At 67.4% G+C, this 14,441-nt stretch carries 16 protein-coding genes; 10 read left to right on the forward strand and 6 right to left on the reverse strand.

The window, feature by feature from the left end; all coding sequences use genetic code 11:
* Window positions 1-38 precede the first annotated feature (38 nt).
* Entirely contained in the window at window positions 39-719 is a 681-nt protein-coding gene (locus ACV095_RS13660) for an SACE_7040 family transcriptional regulator (RefSeq protein ID WP_478222079.1), read from the forward strand.
* An 8-nt stretch (window positions 720-727) separates the two neighbouring features.
* On the opposite strand, the gene ACV095_RS13665 is transcribed toward ACV095_RS13660, so the two are convergent.
* Genes ACV095_RS13665 through pdhA form a run of 3 tightly spaced genes read right to left on the reverse strand, consistent with a single transcriptional unit; the run spans window position 728 to window position 4,322 of the window.
* The gene (locus ACV095_RS13665) at window positions 728-2,134 is read right to left on the reverse strand and encodes a dihydrolipoamide acetyltransferase family protein (RefSeq protein ID WP_478222080.1); all 1,407 of its coding nucleotides are present in this window, start codon (window positions 2,132-2,134) and stop codon (window positions 728-730) included.
* Between the two features lie 8 nt (window positions 2,135-2,142).
* Window positions 2,143-3,153 (reverse strand): alpha-ketoacid dehydrogenase subunit beta, encoded by a 1,011-nt coding sequence (locus tag ACV095_RS13670; RefSeq protein WP_018771669.1) that lies wholly within the window; start codon window positions 3,151-3,153, stop codon window positions 2,143-2,145.
* A complete protein-coding gene (gene pdhA / locus ACV095_RS13675) occupies window positions 3,153-4,322 on the reverse strand; it encodes a pyruvate dehydrogenase (acetyl-transferring) E1 component subunit alpha (protein ID WP_478222081.1) in 1,170 nt (389 codons plus the stop codon). The genes ACV095_RS13670 and pdhA overlap by 1 nt, the downstream gene beginning before the upstream one ends.
* Before the next feature lie 192 nt (window positions 4,323-4,514).
* Here pdhA and ACV095_RS13680 point away from each other — a divergent pair, with 192 nt between their 5' ends.
* The 4 genes from ACV095_RS13680 to ACV095_RS13695 all read left to right on the forward strand — a co-directional run bounded on the left by ACV095_RS13680 (window position 4,515) and on the right by ACV095_RS13695 (window position 6,877).
* Window positions 4,515-4,988 carry an Lrp/AsnC family transcriptional regulator gene (locus tag ACV095_RS13680; protein WP_142073819.1) on the forward strand — a complete coding sequence of 158 codons (474 nt, stop codon included), beginning with the start codon at window positions 4,515-4,517 and terminating at the stop codon, window positions 4,986-4,988.
* Window positions 4,989-5,133: 145 nt separating this feature from the next.
* On the forward strand, window positions 5,134-5,679 hold the full coding sequence (locus ACV095_RS13685) for a hypothetical protein (RefSeq protein WP_018771666.1): 546 nt from the start codon (window positions 5,134-5,136) through the stop codon (window positions 5,677-5,679).
* A 170-nt stretch (window positions 5,680-5,849) separates the two neighbouring features.
* Window positions 5,850-6,254: a DUF4383 domain-containing protein gene (locus ACV095_RS13690; RefSeq protein WP_056389952.1), complete on the forward strand. Its 405-nt coding sequence runs from the start codon at window positions 5,850-5,852 to the stop codon at window positions 6,252-6,254.
* 2 nt (window positions 6,255-6,256) lie between these two features.
* Window positions 6,257-6,877 carry a hypothetical protein gene (locus tag ACV095_RS13695; RefSeq protein WP_223994594.1) on the forward strand — a complete coding sequence of 207 codons (621 nt, stop codon included), beginning with the start codon at window positions 6,257-6,259 and terminating at the stop codon, window positions 6,875-6,877.
* A 170-nt stretch (window positions 6,878-7,047) separates the two neighbouring features.
* On the opposite strand, the gene ACV095_RS13700 is transcribed toward ACV095_RS13695, so the two are convergent.
* A complete protein-coding gene (locus ACV095_RS13700) occupies window positions 7,048-8,664 on the reverse strand; it encodes a solute symporter family protein (RefSeq protein WP_018771663.1) in 1,617 nt (538 codons plus the stop codon).
* The gene (locus ACV095_RS13705; protein ID WP_018771662.1) at window positions 8,661-9,041 is read right to left on the reverse strand and encodes a DUF485 domain-containing protein; all 381 of its coding nucleotides are present in this window, start codon (window positions 9,039-9,041) and stop codon (window positions 8,661-8,663) included. The genes ACV095_RS13700 and ACV095_RS13705 overlap by 4 nt, the downstream gene beginning before the upstream one ends.
* 232 nt (window positions 9,042-9,273) lie before the next feature.
* On the opposite strand from ACV095_RS13705, the gene ACV095_RS13710 reads away from it, so the two are divergent.
* From ACV095_RS13710 to ACV095_RS13730, 5 genes are read left to right on the forward strand one after another with little or no spacing between them, the layout of a single operon-like run.
* Entirely contained in the window at window positions 9,274-10,455 is a 1,182-nt protein-coding gene (locus ACV095_RS13710) for a sensor histidine kinase (RefSeq protein ID WP_026266130.1), read from the forward strand.
* A 33-nt stretch (window positions 10,456-10,488) separates the two neighbouring features.
* Window positions 10,489-11,205 carry a LytR/AlgR family response regulator transcription factor gene (locus tag ACV095_RS13715; protein WP_018771660.1) on the forward strand — a complete coding sequence of 239 codons (717 nt, stop codon included), beginning with the start codon at window positions 10,489-10,491 and terminating at the stop codon, window positions 11,203-11,205.
* Window positions 11,202-11,573, forward strand: coding sequence for a DUF485 domain-containing protein (locus ACV095_RS13720; RefSeq protein ID WP_018771659.1), 372 nt, complete (start codon window positions 11,202-11,204; stop codon window positions 11,571-11,573). The genes ACV095_RS13715 and ACV095_RS13720 overlap by 4 nt, the downstream gene beginning before the upstream one ends.
* Before the next feature lie 52 nt (window positions 11,574-11,625).
* Window positions 11,626-13,089, forward strand: coding sequence for a sodium/solute symporter (locus ACV095_RS13725; protein WP_377204789.1), 1,464 nt, complete (start codon window positions 11,626-11,628; stop codon window positions 13,087-13,089).
* A 4-nt stretch (window positions 13,090-13,093) separates the two neighbouring features.
* A complete protein-coding gene (locus ACV095_RS13730; protein ID WP_478222082.1) occupies window positions 13,094-13,786 on the forward strand; it encodes a hypothetical protein in 693 nt (230 codons plus the stop codon).
* A gap of 20 nt (window positions 13,787-13,806) precedes the next feature.
* Here ACV095_RS13730 and ACV095_RS13735 read toward each other — a convergent pair whose 3' ends face one another.
* Window positions 13,807-14,391, reverse strand: coding sequence for a DivIVA domain-containing protein (locus ACV095_RS13735; RefSeq protein ID WP_018771656.1), 585 nt, complete (start codon window positions 14,389-14,391; stop codon window positions 13,807-13,809).
* Between the last annotated feature and the right edge of the window lie 50 nt (window positions 14,392-14,441).

Here is a 14,441-nt window from a genome sequence, read left to right on the forward strand (position 1 = left end):
GCTGCTTTGCTAGAATCTGCGGGGTCCAAGGAGGAAAAGTGCGCAGCAATACAGTGCAGCCGGCCCCTGCCACCCAGCCCGTTCCCACAACCCAGTCCGCTCCCACAACCCAGCGCGGCAAGGCCAAGGAGAACCGGCGGCAGGCTTTGCTGTCCGCCGCGGCCTCGTTGTTCGCGCTGAATGGCTTCAACCGCGTTTCGCTGGAGGACCTCGGCGCGGCGGCAGGCGTCAGCGGCCCTGCGGTCTACCGCCACTTTCCCGGCAAGCAGGCCGTCCTGGCCGACCTCCTGGTCACCGTGAGCCAGGAATTGCTGGACGGCGGGCGGCGGGTGGCGCAGAGCACGCCCAATCCCCTGGCTGCCCTGCGGCAACTGGTGGAATTCCAGGTGGATTTCGCGCTCGGAAAACCGGACGTAATCCGGGTGCAGGACCGTGACTTCAGCAACTTGTCGGAGCAGGACCAGTCCGCGGTGCGTACCCTGCAGCGCAGCTACGTGGAGGTCTGGGTGGACATCCTGGGCAAGGTGCACCCCGGCATCGGTGCGGCTGAACTGCGCATGCGGGCCCACGCGACATTCGGCCTGATCAACTCCACGCCGCACTCCGTCCGGCGCCACGGCACCGGATTGACGGCCGGGGTTGCCCGCCCCCTGCTTGAACGGATGGCACTGGCAGCCCTGATGGTGGACAGCGCACCTACAGCCGAACGGGGCGCCTAGTCCCCCGGTCAGACCATCGTGAGGACCATTCCCGGCTCGGCAAGGATCGCTCCGACGTCGGCCAGGAACCGGGACCCCTGTTCGCCGTCCACCAGGCGGTGGTCAAAGGACAGGCTCAGCGTGAGCACCTGCCGCAGTGCCACCTCGCCCTTGTACTCCCACGGCATGGTCCGCACCGCACCCAGGCCTAGGATCGCCGCCTCCCCCGGGTTGAGGATGGGGGTACCCGCGTCGATGCCAAATACGCCGATGTTGGTAATGGAGATGGTACCGCCGGACAGGTCAGCGGGCTGGGTCTTGCCAGCCCTGGCGGTTTCCGCGAGCGCTGTCAGCGCCTGGGCAAGCTGCGGGAGCGCCATGGCGTCAGCGTCCTTGATGTTGGGGACCATCAGTCCGCGGGGTGTGGCGGCGGCAATGCCCAGGTTCACGTAGTTGAAGGTGACGATCTCCTGGTTGTCCTGGTCCCAGCGGGAATTCAGCGCCGGGTTCCGCCGCACCGCCACCAGGACGGCCTTGGCAGCGAGCGTCAACGGGGTGAGCCTGATTCCGGAGAACTCCCTGCTGTTCTTGAGTTTCGCCAGCAACTCAAGGCTGGGCGTGACATCCACGGTGAGGAATTCGGTGGCGTGCGGAGCGGTGAAGGCGCTCTGCACCATCGCCGCCGCGGTGAACTTGCGCACGCCCTTGATGGGAGTCCGGGTCTCCCGCTCCCCCGGCCGGGTTCCACCGGCTACCGGCACGGGTCCGGCCGGCGGCGCAGCAGGCTCGCCCTCGTGCCCTGCAAAGTCCTGGACGTCCTCCCGCGTGATCAGCCCGCCGGGACCTGTGCCGTGCACCTGCGCGAGGTCAACTCCCAGGTCTTTGGCCAGTTTGCGGACGGGAGGCGTGGACCGGGGTCGCTCGGCAGGCTGGACATGGCCAACCTGGACATCGGCAACCTGGACATCGGCAGGCCGGGCGGGTTCAACCACCGGCGCCAGGTTCCCGGAAGCCTCCACCGGGGCGAAGTTCCGCGGCCGCCGCGTTGGCCGGCCGGAACCTTCGACGACGGCGCCGTACCCCACCAGGTTGGGTTCCCGTTTCGGCGTCTCCGCTGGGTTGGGAGTTTGCACGGAAGCCTCCCCCATCCCCGGCGAAAAGGCGCCGGTCACCTGCGCTGGTGACGCACCGGCGTCGTCCGGCACCTCGAAGGAGACAATCGGCTTGCCCACCTCCACCACGGAACCCGGCTGTTCGTGGAGTTCCTTGATGACGCCGGCAAACGGCGACGGGAGCTCCACCACGGCCTTGGCGGTTTCCACTTCGGCGATGACCTGGTTCAGGCTGACGGTGTCGCCAACGGCCACTTTCCAGCTGAGGATTTCGGACTCCGTGAGTCCTTCACCCAGGTCGGGGAGCCGGAATTCCTTGATCATGGTGGCGCTCATCCTTCCAGCCCGCTCAGGGAATTGGGGCGGCCCAGGGCGCGGTCCACGCCATCGAGGATGCGGTCCAGGCCCGGCAGGTGGTGCATTTCCAGCTTGGAGTACGGGTAGGGAATGTCGAACCCGGTCACCCTCACCGGAGCGGCCTCCAGATGGTAGAAGCAGCGCTCCGTAATGCTGGCCGCCACTTCCGCGCCCAGCCCGCCGGATTGTGCGGCCTCGTGCGTCACCACCAGGCGCCCGGTCTTCCGCACGGACGCCACCACGGGCTCATAGTCCACGGGCGCCAGCGAGCGCAGGTCGATGACTTCAATGGAGATGCCTTCGTCCGCCGCGGCGGAGGCGGCATCCAGGGCTGTCTTGACCAGGGGCCCGTAGGCCACCAGCGTGACGTCGCTGCCGTCGGTCAGCACGCGTGCCTTGTCCATGGGCAGGGCGGAACTCGGGTCCACGGACTCGTCAACTTCGCCTTTGTCGTGGTAGCGGCGCTTGGGTTCGAAGTACAGCACGGGGTCGTCGCAGGCGATGGCCTGCTGGATCACGGTGTATGCGTCCTGCGGGTTGGCCACGGTCACCACCCGAAGCCCTGAGGTGTGGGTGAAGTAGGCTTCCGGGGATTCGGAGTGGTGTTCCGGCGAGCCGATGCCGCCGCCGAACGGCACCCTGATGGTGATGGGCATCCTGACCGCCCCGCGGGTGCGGTAGTGGAGTTTTGCCACCTGGCTGACGATTTGGTCGAACGCCGGGTAGATGAAGCCGTCGAACTGGATCTCCACCACGGGCCGGTAACCGCGGTAGGCCAGGCCTACGGCGGTGCCCACGATGGCGGACTCCGCGAGCGGGGTGTCCACCACCCGGTGCTTGCCGAAGTCTTTTTGCAGGCCGTCCGTCACCCGGAAGACGCCGCCCAGGGCGCCGATGTCCTCGCCGAGGAGGACCACCTTGGAGTCGTTTTCCAGCGACTTGCGCAGCCCGGCATTGATGGCACGGGCAAAGGTCAACTGGGTCATCAGCGTGCACCTTCCTTGGAAACGGCTCCGTCGGGGTCACCGAAGGACGCCAGGTAACGGGCGTAATGGTCCTGCTGGCGTTCCAGCCAGGAATTGGGCGTGCTGTAGACGTGCTTGAAGATGTCCATGGGCTGGGGGTCCGGCATGGTGGTGCATCCGCGGCGCATCTCCGATGCAACGGCATCGGCTTTGTCCTTGACCTGCTGCTGCAGCTCCGCGGTCAGGATCCCCTTCCGGTCCAGGAGGCCGGCCAGCCGGGAGATGGGGTCCTTGGCGGCCCAGTCCTCCAGTTCATTGGCGTCCCGGTAACGGGTGGGATCGTCGGCGGTGGTGTGCGGGCCCATGCGGTAGCTGACGGCCTCGATGAAGGTGGGGCCGCCGCCGCGACGGGCCCGGTCCAGTGCCAGCCGGGTGGCAGCCATGACCGCCAGGACATCGTTTCCGTCCACCCGCAGGCTGGGGATGCCGAAACCCGTGGCCCGGTCCGCGAGCTGGATGTGGGACTGCAGCCGTACGGGCTCGGAGATGGCCCAATGGTTGTTGGTGCAGAAAAATACCACCGGGGCCTGGAAGCTGGCGGCGAACACCATGGCCTCGTTCAGGTCGCCCTCACTGGTGGCACCGTCCCCGAAGTAGGTGACGGCCACGGCGTCGGCGCCGTCATTCTGGATCCCCATGGCGTAGCCCGTGGCGTGCAGGGTCTGGGCGCCGATGATGATCTGCGGCGTTGCCATGTTGATGCTGTACGGGTCCCAGCCGCCGGAGGCGTTCCCCCGCCACACCCGGAGGAGGTCGGTCAGGTCAACACCGCGGCAGTACGCCACTCCGTTCTCGCGGTAGCTGGAGAACACGAAGTCGTCCGCCCGCAACGCCCTTCCGGACCCTATCTGGGCTGCCTCCTGGCCCAGGAGCGGGGGCCACAGGGCCAGTTCACCCTGCCGCTGCAGGGCCGTGGCCTCCACATCGATCCGGCGGATGACGGTCATGTCCTCGAAGAGGGAGCACAACTGATCGTCGGTAATGTCCCGGACCCAGAAATCAAACTCCGGGTGGCTGATGCGCTCACCTGACGGGGTGATCAGCTGGAGGAGATCCGGTCCGGCTTCGCCGGGGGTTTTCGCGCTTTCGGGGGTTTTTGCGCCGCCAGGGCCCGTTTCGTCTGTAGACACGATTGCCGCAACCTTCGTACGTCGTTGACCCGTGGTTTGCGGACTTTTGGCCCTGCCGCCACCGGCCTTCCGGGCGTCATTGCCCCAGATACTGTGACCCTACTCACAATGCCCAACGGGTACAACCACTGCGGCGCTTATTGAGCAGGATGCCCTGTCTGGAGGGCTGGCACCGTGCTAGCGTTGCGCATTATGCGAGCTTTGGATGGCACTGACACCCGCCTGTTGTCGGCACTCGCGCAGGATCCCCGCCGCACCGTGGTGGCCCTCGCGCAGAAGCTGGGCCTGTCCCGCAATACCGTCCAGGCGCGCATGGCCCAGCTGGAAAAGAAGCACGTCTTCCTGTCCTTTGAACGGCGCATCAATCCCGTGGCCCTGGGGTATCCGCTCATGGCTTTCATCTCCGTCCACGTGCAACAGCAGAGGCTCGGGCAGCTGGCGGAGGACATTGCCGCCATCCCCGAGGTGCTGGAAGGTTACGGGCTGACAGGATCAGCGGACCTGCTGCTGCGCGTAGTGGCCAGGGACGCAGAGGATCTCTTCCGTATCAACGGCAAGATCCTGGCCTGTGATGGCGTGGAGCGGGCTGACACCGCCCTGGCGATGGGTGAGTTGATCCCCTTCCGGGTGCAGCCCCTGCTGGACCGCGGCTCGGAGGGCGCATAGCGCAGGCACCGGACCTTCCGCGCGGCGCTGCACGCACGACGGCGGCGGGCAGGGTTATAGGCTGGTTTCCGTCATATGCCGGGCCGGGAGAGGCCCGGGCCAGTTCGCCGGCGCCACAGCGCCTGTCAGACGAGAGGCTTCCCTTTTGAGCAGTCCCCAGGATCCGTACCGGCAGGGCCGGGCGGGCTACACGCCACAGCAGTTTCCAGCACTGCCGGAGCAGCCCGCCCCGTTCGGCCTCCCGGGGGAACCGCCCCGGCAGCGGAGCCGGCGGAGGCTGTGGATCATCCTTGGCAGCATCGGCGGGGTGCTGCTCCTGGTGATCCTCGGCGTCGTCATCCTGGTGAACGTCGTGGGAAGCGCCACCAACCAGGCCAGGGGCCTGGCGGACGGCTTCACCAGGAAAGTCATCGCCGGCGACACCTCCCGCGCCTATGACGAATACCTTGACCCGGCCCTGCAGAAGCAGCTTTCCAAGGAGGCCTTCATCTCAGGGGTGAAGAGCCTGGAGATGGACAGTTCCTGCCAGCCCGCCTACAACGAGCTCAAGGTGGCCACCGACAACGGGATGAAGTCGGCCGAGGTAGTGGGCCAGATCAGCTGCACCGGCAAGAAGGTGGACCTCGCCTACCGCTTCGAAGGCACGGACCGGCTGCTGATGACCAACATCAAACTGCGGCCGGCAGCCTAGCCGGACGGCCGGCGCCCCGGGCAGCGGGGCACCGATCGGGAAAGTGGAAAGGGTACTGATCTTTTTACCCATCCATGCGCGGCCATGATCCGAATCGCTTCCGAGGGTCCCGACCAGGGGCCTGTTTATCCGGCGGGAACTGCTGCCCGCCCTATCGGAAGGAACCGGCCATGCGCAACTCACCCAACCGCCTCGTCGCCACCGTTTTCGGAGCCGTCTACCTGCTGGTGGGCCTCCTGGGCTTCGCTGTCACGTCCGGCGTCGGTTTCGCCGCCACCGAAGGCGCGAACCTCATCATCTTCGAAGTCAATCCGCTGCACAACGTCATCCACCTGGCCATCGGCGCCGCGCTGCTCTTCGCCGGGCTTCGCGGAACGGCCACCGCCCGAACCGTGAACGCCACGGTAGGCGCCGTCTACCTCCTGGTGGGCATCGTGGGTCTGTTCCTGCTCAACTCGCCGCTGAACATCATCGCCCTGAACGGCGCCGACAACGTCCTGCACCTCGCCAGCGCCGTACTCCTCCTCGGCGTGGGCCTGTCGCTGGACAAGTCCCCGGCCACCGCAAGGGCTTAGCCGTGGCGGTCCCGGTACCGGTCCGGCCGATGGCGCCGGACCAGCCAGGCCTGCAGGCGGGCAGTGCTGTTCGACTCGTCACCGGGTTTGCGGGCTTTGGTGCGGGATCGGTCAACCTCGCCATTTCGTCCAGTATCTTTTCGGCAGCAGCGGGACCTGCGGCCACCCCAGCGGTTGCCGCAGGTGTTGCGGCCGGGGCCTGGGGGCTGATGCTGCTCGCCGCTGCCGTGGTGTTCCTGGCAAGGGACCGGCTGCCGGGCGGCCGGAAGTCGCGGTATGTGCTGGCCGGTGCAGCCGCCGTCCACCTGGCCGCGATGGCATCACCTCCCGTTGCCGGCCCGGCCTCGGGCCTCAGCCTGACCCACCTTTCGGCGTTGCTGCTCACGCTGATGATCCTCGCGTCGCTCGGGTGGCTCCAGCGCGAACGGCAGCACCGCGAACCGCGGGTTCCGGCCGCAGGGGCCGGAGGGCGGCCGGGCCGGCTGTTGCTGGGAGCTTTCGCCGGCGCCGTCCTGGTGGCAGGGATTGCGACGCCGGGCCTCGCCGCCTCGACGGCCGGCCAGTACGCCGTCCCGCACGGCGGGCACGGGAACCCGGCGCCGGGCGGCCACCACCAGCACTGAATCCCCCCTTCCGGTAAACCGCGCGGGGGGCGGCAAACGCAAAGAGCCTCCAGGCCGCGGTATGCGGCTGGAGGCTCTTCGCTGTCATGCCGACGCTGCCGGCATATCCACCAGTGGCCAGCCAGTTAGTGGTCCATTGATCAGTGGTCCCGCTGTCAGTGGTCCGGCTGTCAGTGGTCCACGGCCTTTTCGGCTCCGATGCCCGTGAGCGAGCGGACTTCCATTTCCGCCTGCTTCGCGGGGTCTTCCGTCCTCTTGTCCAGGGTGGTGCCCAGCCAGCCCAGGAAGAAGGCCAGCGGAATGGACACAATGCCCGGGTTGCTGAGCGGGAAGAGGGCGAAGTTGGCCCCGGGGATCATTGAGGTCTTCGCACCGGAAACCACCGGGGAGAACACGATGAGCAGGATCGCCGCGGCCAGGCCGCCGTACATGCTCCACACGGCACCCTGGGTGGTGAACTTCCGCCAGAACAGCGAGTAGATGATGGTGGGCAGGTTGGCTGAAGCGGCGACGGCGAAGGCCAGCGCCACCAGGAAGGCAACGTTCTGGCCGTTGGCGAAGATACCGCCCAGGATGGCCAGGATGCCGATTACCACCACGGTGCGCCGGGCCACCCGGACTTCAGTCGCCGCGTCGGCCTTGCCCTTGGCGATGACGTTGGCGTAGATGTCATGCGCGAAGGATGCGGCAGCCGTGATGGTCAGGCCTGCCACCACCGCCAGGATGGTGGCGAAGGCGACAGCGGAGATGAAGCCGAGCAGCAGCGGCCCGCCCAGGTGGAAGGCCAGCAGCGGGGCGGCAGCGTTGACGCCGCCCGGGGCGCCCTTGATGGTGTCCGGACCCACCAGGGCCGCAGCACCGTAGCCCAGCACCAGGGTGAACAGGTAGAACAGGCCGATCAGCCAGATGGACCAGACCACGGACTTGCGCGCTTCCTTGGCCGTGGGCACCGTGTAGAAGCGCATCAGGACGTGCGGCAGGGCTGCCGTGCCCAGGACCAGCGCCAGGCCCAGGGACATGAAGTCCAGCTTGGAGGTCTCGGTCTTGCCGTACTGCAGGCCCGGGTTGAGCACGGCCGGGTTGTTGGCCGTCTCCACCGCGCCGCCCAGCAGGGCGGAAAGGTTGAAGCCGTAAATGGCCAGGACCCACAGGGTCATGACTGCGGCGCCTGCGATCAGCAGCATGGCTTTGATGATCTGGACCCAGGTGGTGCCCTTCATGCCGCCGATCAGGACGTACATGATCATGAGGGCGCCGACGACGACGATCACCAGGGCCTGGCCGCCCCAGTCGCTGATGCCCAGCAGGAGCGAAATCAGGCTTCCCGCACCGGCCATCTGGGCCAGCAGGTAGAAGAAGCAGACGGCCAGGGTGGAGATGGCGGCCGCGATCCGCACCGGGCGCTGCTTCAGTCGGAAGGAGAGCACATCGGCCATGGTGAACTTGCCGGTGTTGCGCAGCAGTTCGGCCACCAGCAGCAGCGCCACCAGCCAGGCCACCAGGAAGCCGATGGAGTACATGAAGCCGTCATAGCCGTTGATGGCGATGGCACCGGTGATGCCCAGGAAGGATGCTGCCGACAGGTAGTCGCCGGCGATGGCGGTGCCGTTCTGCGAGCCCGTGAACGAACGCCCGGCGGCGTAGTAGTCGGCGGCAGTTTTGTTGTTGCGGCTGGCGCGGAACACGATCACCATGGTCACGGCCACGAACAGGCCGAAGATGCCCATGTTCAAAAGGGTGGTTTCCTTGAGGGCGGCAACGTCCACCGCGGCTGGGATTGCGATCATTTGTTGGCTCCGCCCACTCGGTTTCCATTCTTATCGAATTCGTGGCCCTCGATCTCATGCCTGATTTCCGAGGCGATAGGGTCCAGTTTCCGGTTCGAGTAGTGGACGTACCAGCCGGTGATGGCAAAGGTCGAGATGAACTGGAGCAGGCCCAGGATCAGGCCCACGTTGATGTTGCCCCAGACCTTGGTGGACATGAACCCCACCGCGTAGTCGGCGAGCAGGACATAGGCGAAGTACCACAGCAGGAAGGCCACTGCCATGGGGAAGACAAAGCTGCGGTGACGCTTGCGCAATTCCTGGAACTGCCCGGTCGACTGGACCTGCTCGAAGTCCACGGACGCCGCTGCGTCCGGAGTATGGGCATCATTACCCATGATTCCTCCTCATTGAGTTGCCGGTACACACCGGGCGGCAGGCCCTGGGACGAAGGCCCCGGACTGGGGCTTCGGACAGGGACACTGCGCAGAGGCACTGCACAGGAACACCGCAGATGTGACACCAATCACTCTGCCGCTGCCGGCCTGCCCGTTCCAGAACTTCGCCGCCCACGGTCGCTCAACGGTTGCGATGCTGCGGCAAACGGCACCCGCCGCTACGCTGGGCACCATGCCGGACTCCCCCCTCCTCACCGCTGCGGCCGTTGCGGTGATCGCCATGGCCATTGCCGTCGTCGTCGGCGTGGGCCTGAAGGTGCTCCGCTCCTTCAGGGACCTTGGCACTGACGCCGAGCGCGCCACCTACCACACGCTCCACGCGGCATCCCAGGCCGGGCAGCACCTGCGCCGCGGCCTGAACCCGGCCGGCGCTGCCAAAGCCAGCCGCCAGCTGCGCACCCTCCTGGGCTGCGACGCCCTGGCGATCACGGACACGTCCGGCGTGCTGGCCTGGGACGGCGGCGCCGAGGACATCCGGCCGCACCTGATGGAACTCGCCGCAGGGGTCCTTTCGTCGGGCCGGACCGCTGTCCTCTCCGCAGGCGTGGACGGAACCGGCGGCCGCCTTGCCGGCGTCATCGCCCCGGTGCGGGCCGGCACCCGTATAGTCGGCGCCGTGGCCGCCTTCGCTCCTTCCGCCGGGGCGGGCCTGGTCAGGGCGACGGGGGAAGTGGCCGACTGGGTGGCGGTGCAGGTGGAGCTCGCGGAATTGGACGCGTCCCGCACCCTGCTGATGGAGGCGGAAGTGCGGGCGCTGCGTGCCCAGATCAGCCCGCACTTCATCTACAACTCACTGAACGCCATCGCGTCGTTCATCAATACGGACCCTGAACGGGCCAGGGAGCTGGTGGTGGAGTTCGCGGACTTCACCCGCTACTCCTTCCGCCGGCACGGCGACTTCACCACCCTCGCAGAGGAGCTTCGCTGCATCGACCGCTACCTGCTGCTGGAACGGGCCCGGTTTGGTGAGCGCGTGCAGGTCAGCCTGCGCATCGCCCCCGAAGTGCTCAGCACCGTCATCCCCTTCCTCAGCCTCCAACCACTGGTCGAGAACGCCGTCCGGCACGGGCTCGAGGCCAAGGCGGGGCCCGGTCATATCAGCATCACCGCCGAGGACGCCGGCGCATTCGCGGAAGTCACCATTGAGGACGATGGCGTGGGAATGGACCCGGAGCAGCTCCGGTCGGTGCTGGCGGGGCATGCGGACGGGGACCACGTGGGGCTGCGGAACGTCGATGCCCGCCTCCGGCAGGTGTACGGCAACGACCATGGACTGGTGGTGGAAACCGCGCCCGGTGAGGGAACGCTGATCACCATGCGGGTGCCAAAGTCCCAGCCCGGGCACGATGCGTGAGGCGGCCGCTGCAGCTGGAAGTACCCTAGGAGAATGATTAACGTCCTCGTCGTTGATGATGAGCTGCCCGCCGTTGAGGAACTGGCGTTCCTGCTGGGCAGGGACGAACGCATCGGCAAGGTGCTGCGGGCGACGTCCGGCGCTGAAGCACTCACGGCCCTGTCCGCCGGGAGCATCGACGCCGTCTTCCTGGACATCCATATGCCCGCCGTGTCCGGCCTGGACATCGCCGGCGCCATCGCCCGGAGCAGCAATCCCCCGGCCGTTGTCTTTGTCACCGCCGACGAGGAGCACGCCCTGGCGGCGTTCGAACTTGCCGCCGTGGACTACCTGCTCAAGCCGGTGCGTGCCGAGCGCCTGGCCCGCTCCGTGGGGCGGATCAGTGAACTGCGCGACGGCGGCGCGGCACCGGAGATGATCACGGTTGACCAGGGCGGGACCACCAGGATGATCCGCCGCGACGACGTCACCTACGTCCAGGCGCAGGGGGACTACGCGCGGCTGCACACCGCCGATGCCAGCTACCTCATCCGGGTGCCGCTGGCCGACCTTGAACAGCAATGGGCGGACGCCGGCTTCATCCGCACCCACCGCTCCTACCTGGTGGCACTGAAGCATGTGTCCTCAATGAAGCTGGCGGCCGACGGGCCGCGCGTCACGGTGGCCGGCGCGGGCCTCCCCATCAGCAGGCGGCACCTGCCCACCGTGCGGGAAAGGCTGGAGGCCACCAGGATCAGGCCGCACGCATGAGCCGCGTCCGGGTCACCGCACCGCACGCTTTCCCCAGGTCCCCGGCGCAGGGCGGGCGGCGTTCGCTCGAATCGCGTGAAGCCGCACAGGATTCCGAGGTGGGTCAGGTCTTCGTCCGCTCCCTCATCAGGTCCCAGCTGCGGCTGGCCCTGGTGGTGGCGGGCGGCTTCCTGCTGATCCTTGCCGCTTTCCCGTTGATCCTTGTGGTGGTTCCCGGCCTGGCCGAAACCCGGATCGGCGGCCTCCCGTTCGGCTGGCTCCTGCTGGGGGTTGGGATCTACCCGGTGATCGGGTTGAGCGCCTGGCTGTACGTCAGGACTGCGGCGCGCAACGAGGCCCGCTACCGGGACCTGGCCGGCGAACCATGAACACGCGTTCGCACCACAACCCGGTGAGGTACGGGTGAATGCCGGCGTCGCCATGGCAGCCGTGGCGGTGGTGTCCCTTGCCACGGCCATTATTGGTTTCTACGGGCTGCGGATCTCACGCACCACGGGGGACTTCTACGTTGCCTCGCGCACCGTGCGGCCGTGGTGGAACGCGTCGGCGATCGGCGGCGAGTACCTGTCCGCCGCCAGCTTCCTGGGCGTGGCCGGGCTCATCCTGCTGTCCGGGACCGACGCGCTTTGGTTCCCGGTGGGATACACCGCCGGCTACCTGATGCTGCTGCTCTTCGTCGCCGCGCCGCTGCGGCGTTCGGGCGCCTACACCATCCCGGACTTTACCGAATCACGGCTCTCTTCCAGGACGGTGCGGAGGGTTACCAGCCTGGTGGTGGTCGTGGTGGGCTGGCTGTATATCGTCCCGCAGCTCCACGGAGCGGCCCTGACAATCCACATCGCCACGGGCCTGCCGTCCTGGGTGGGTTCCGTGGCCGTCGTGGTGGTGGTTTGCCTGACGGTGGTGGCGGGCGGAATGCGGTCCATAACCTTTGTCCAGGCGTTCCAGTACTGGCTCAAGCTGACAGCCCTGGCCGTGCCCATCCTGTTCATCATCTTCGTGCTGGCGGGCCACGGGGCCCAGCCGCAGTCCGCGCCGGCGGTCAACCCCACGGACCTGGCACCCGCCGGGCTGTACCAGAACGTGTCCCTGCTGGTGGCCCTGCTGTTCGGCACCCTGGGGCTGCCGCACGTGCTGGTGCGTTTCTACACCAATCCGGACGGGCACTCGGCGCGGCGCACCACCCTGATCGTCCTGGGCCTGCTGTCCGTGTTCTACCTCTTCCCCACGGCCTACGGCCTGGTGGCCCGCATGTACGCACCCGGCCTGGCCCGTTCCGGACAGCCTGACGCCATGGTCCTGCGGCTGCCGGGTGAACTCGTCGGCGGGATGCCCGGGGACCTGCTCTCTGCCCTGGTGGTGGCGGGCGCCTTCGCCGCGTTCCTGTCCACCACGTCGGGCCTGGTGGTGTCGCTTGCCGGCGTCATCAGCCAGGACGTCCTGGGCGGCAGCGTCCGCGGTTTCCGCCTCGCCGCCGTCGTGTCCGCCGTCGTCCCCCTTGGCTTTGCCTTCATGACGGGATCCCTGGCACTGGCCGGCAGCGTGGGCCTGGTCTTCGCCTTCACCGCCTCCACCGTGTGCCCGGTCCTGCTGCTGGGCATCTGGTGGCGCGGCCTGACCGACGCCGGGGCCATCGCCGGCATGCTGACCGGCGGGGTGCTGTGCGGCGGGGCAATGATTGCGGGCTCCGTGACCGGTTCGGTGCAGACACCCGCGTGGCTCGCGCAGCCTGCGGCGTGGAGCGTGCCTGCCGCCTTCGCCGTCATGGTCATCGTGTCCCGGGCCACCTCCCACCGGGTTCCCGCCACGATGCCGCGGATCATGACCCGCCTCCATACCCCGGAGCGGCCGCTGGCCACCGAACGGGGGCCGGGAGGACAATAACGCCATGTCCACCCAGGACGGCGGTACGTCCGACCAGCATGGTGCAGTTCCGGCCTCCGTGCGTGCGCAGCTGCTCGCCACGGAACACTGGGGCCTGCTGGCATCCCGCAGCACGGCCCAAGGCGAGGTACTGACCCGCATCAGCATGTTCCTCACCTTTACGTCGGCAAGCCTGGTCAGCGTGGCGCTGGTGGGGCAGGCCACAGGGTTTTCGGATGTTTTTGTCCTGCTGGCCGTGGTTATTCTCTTCATCGACGTGGCGATCGGGCTCCTGACCCAGCTCCGGGTCATGAACGTGGCGCACGAGGACCTCATGTACGTCACGGCCATGAACAGGTTGCGGGCTGCCTACGTGGACCTTGATCCGGGAGTGGCACCGTACCTGATGGCTGCGCACCACGACGACGAGGCAGGCTCCCGGCAGACGTACTACTTCTTTGGGGGCAGGGGCAGCTTCAGCCATGTGGCGGGCAGCAGCATGATCTTCATGGCGACGGCGAACGCCGCCTTGATTGCCATCCTTTCGGGCCTGCTGGTGACTCTGGCCGGAGCGGGTATGGCGGCAGCCATTGTGGCGGGCGCCGCATGCGGTGCAGGGTTCCTCGGCGTGGCCGCCGTGAAGGGGTACAGGGGCTATCGCGATGTATGGCGTCGTTTTGCGCCGCTCTCCCCCACTCCGCCGCGGGACCGGGAATAGCGGCTGCGGGGCGTGGCCCGTCAGTCGATGGCAGCCATCAGTTCGACGACGCGGTCCAGGAAGGCATCCACCTGGGATTCCTCGTAGCCATCCTGGCCAACCGCCGGGCGGAAGACTGCGCGGCGCACGCTGTCCACGCTCAACGGCTTGTCCTGTTCGAGGTAGGCGACAAGTTCGTGGCACAGCCGGTCGACGTCGGCCGTGTTGTAACTGCGGGCCTTCTTCTTGGTGGGCCGGCGGAAGCGGTCACCGTCCGGCCGGTGCAGCCGTCCCCGGAGGATGCCGGAGAGGCTTCCGATCTCGCGCAGCCAGGCTTCCTCGCCCTGGGCCGCGATGAGCTCATCCCGTTCCCGGCGGGCGAAGGCGTCCTCCAGCCGGTCCAGTGCGGCGTCCACGACGGCCGCGGAGTAGCCGCCCTTGACGGGGTCGAAGGACACGGCCCTGACATCGGCGCTGTTGACGGGGTCGGTGGCGGCATGGGGTGTTTCCAGCGAGACCCGCGCCCGCTGCAGGAACTCGTCCACCTGCTTGGCGTTGTACCCGTACTCACTGCGCTGCACGCGCTCAAAGGACGCAGGGATCTGCCGATGAATGTCCAATGCCACTTCGATTCCTTCAATGCTCTTCAGCCGTAGTGCTTCCGCACCAGTCTAGG

This window comes from Arthrobacter sp. JDC6 (genome assembly GCF_056484025.1).

What these genes read in the sequence shown, in the direction of transcription:
- ACV095_RS13705 (WP_018771662.1), bottom strand. Translation starts at nt 9,041, where the DNA reads ATGGGTAATGATGCCCATACTCCGGACGCAGCGGCGTCCGTGGACTTC.
- ACV095_RS13670 (WP_018771669.1), bottom strand. Translation starts at nt 3,153, where the DNA reads ATGACCCAGTTGACCTTTGCCCGTGCCATCAATGCCGGGCTGCGCAAG.
- ACV095_RS13715 (WP_018771660.1), top strand. Translation starts at nt 10,489, where the DNA reads ATGATTAACGTCCTCGTCGTTGATGATGAGCTGCCCGCCGTTGAGGAA.
- ACV095_RS13730 (WP_478222082.1), top strand. Translation starts at nt 13,094, where the DNA reads ATGTCCACCCAGGACGGCGGTACGTCCGACCAGCATGGTGCAGTTCCG.
- ACV095_RS13680 (WP_142073819.1), top strand. Translation starts at nt 4,515, where the DNA reads ATGCGAGCTTTGGATGGCACTGACACCCGCCTGTTGTCGGCACTCGCG.
- ACV095_RS13725 (WP_377204789.1), top strand. Translation starts at nt 11,626, where the DNA reads ATGGCAGCCGTGGCGGTGGTGTCCCTTGCCACGGCCATTATTGGTTTC.
- ACV095_RS13665 (WP_478222080.1), bottom strand. Translation starts at nt 2,134, where the DNA reads ATGATCAAGGAATTCCGGCTCCCCGACCTGGGTGAAGGACTCACGGAG.
- ACV095_RS13720 (WP_018771659.1), top strand. Translation starts at nt 11,202, where the DNA reads ATGAGCCGCGTCCGGGTCACCGCACCGCACGCTTTCCCCAGGTCCCCG.
- ACV095_RS13710 (WP_026266130.1), top strand. Translation starts at nt 9,274, where the DNA reads ATGCCGGACTCCCCCCTCCTCACCGCTGCGGCCGTTGCGGTGATCGCC.
- ACV095_RS13690 (WP_056389952.1), top strand. Translation starts at nt 5,850, where the DNA reads ATGCGCAACTCACCCAACCGCCTCGTCGCCACCGTTTTCGGAGCCGTC.
- ACV095_RS13700 (WP_018771663.1), bottom strand. Translation starts at nt 8,664, where the DNA reads ATGATCGCAATCCCAGCCGCGGTGGACGTTGCCGCCCTCAAGGAAACC.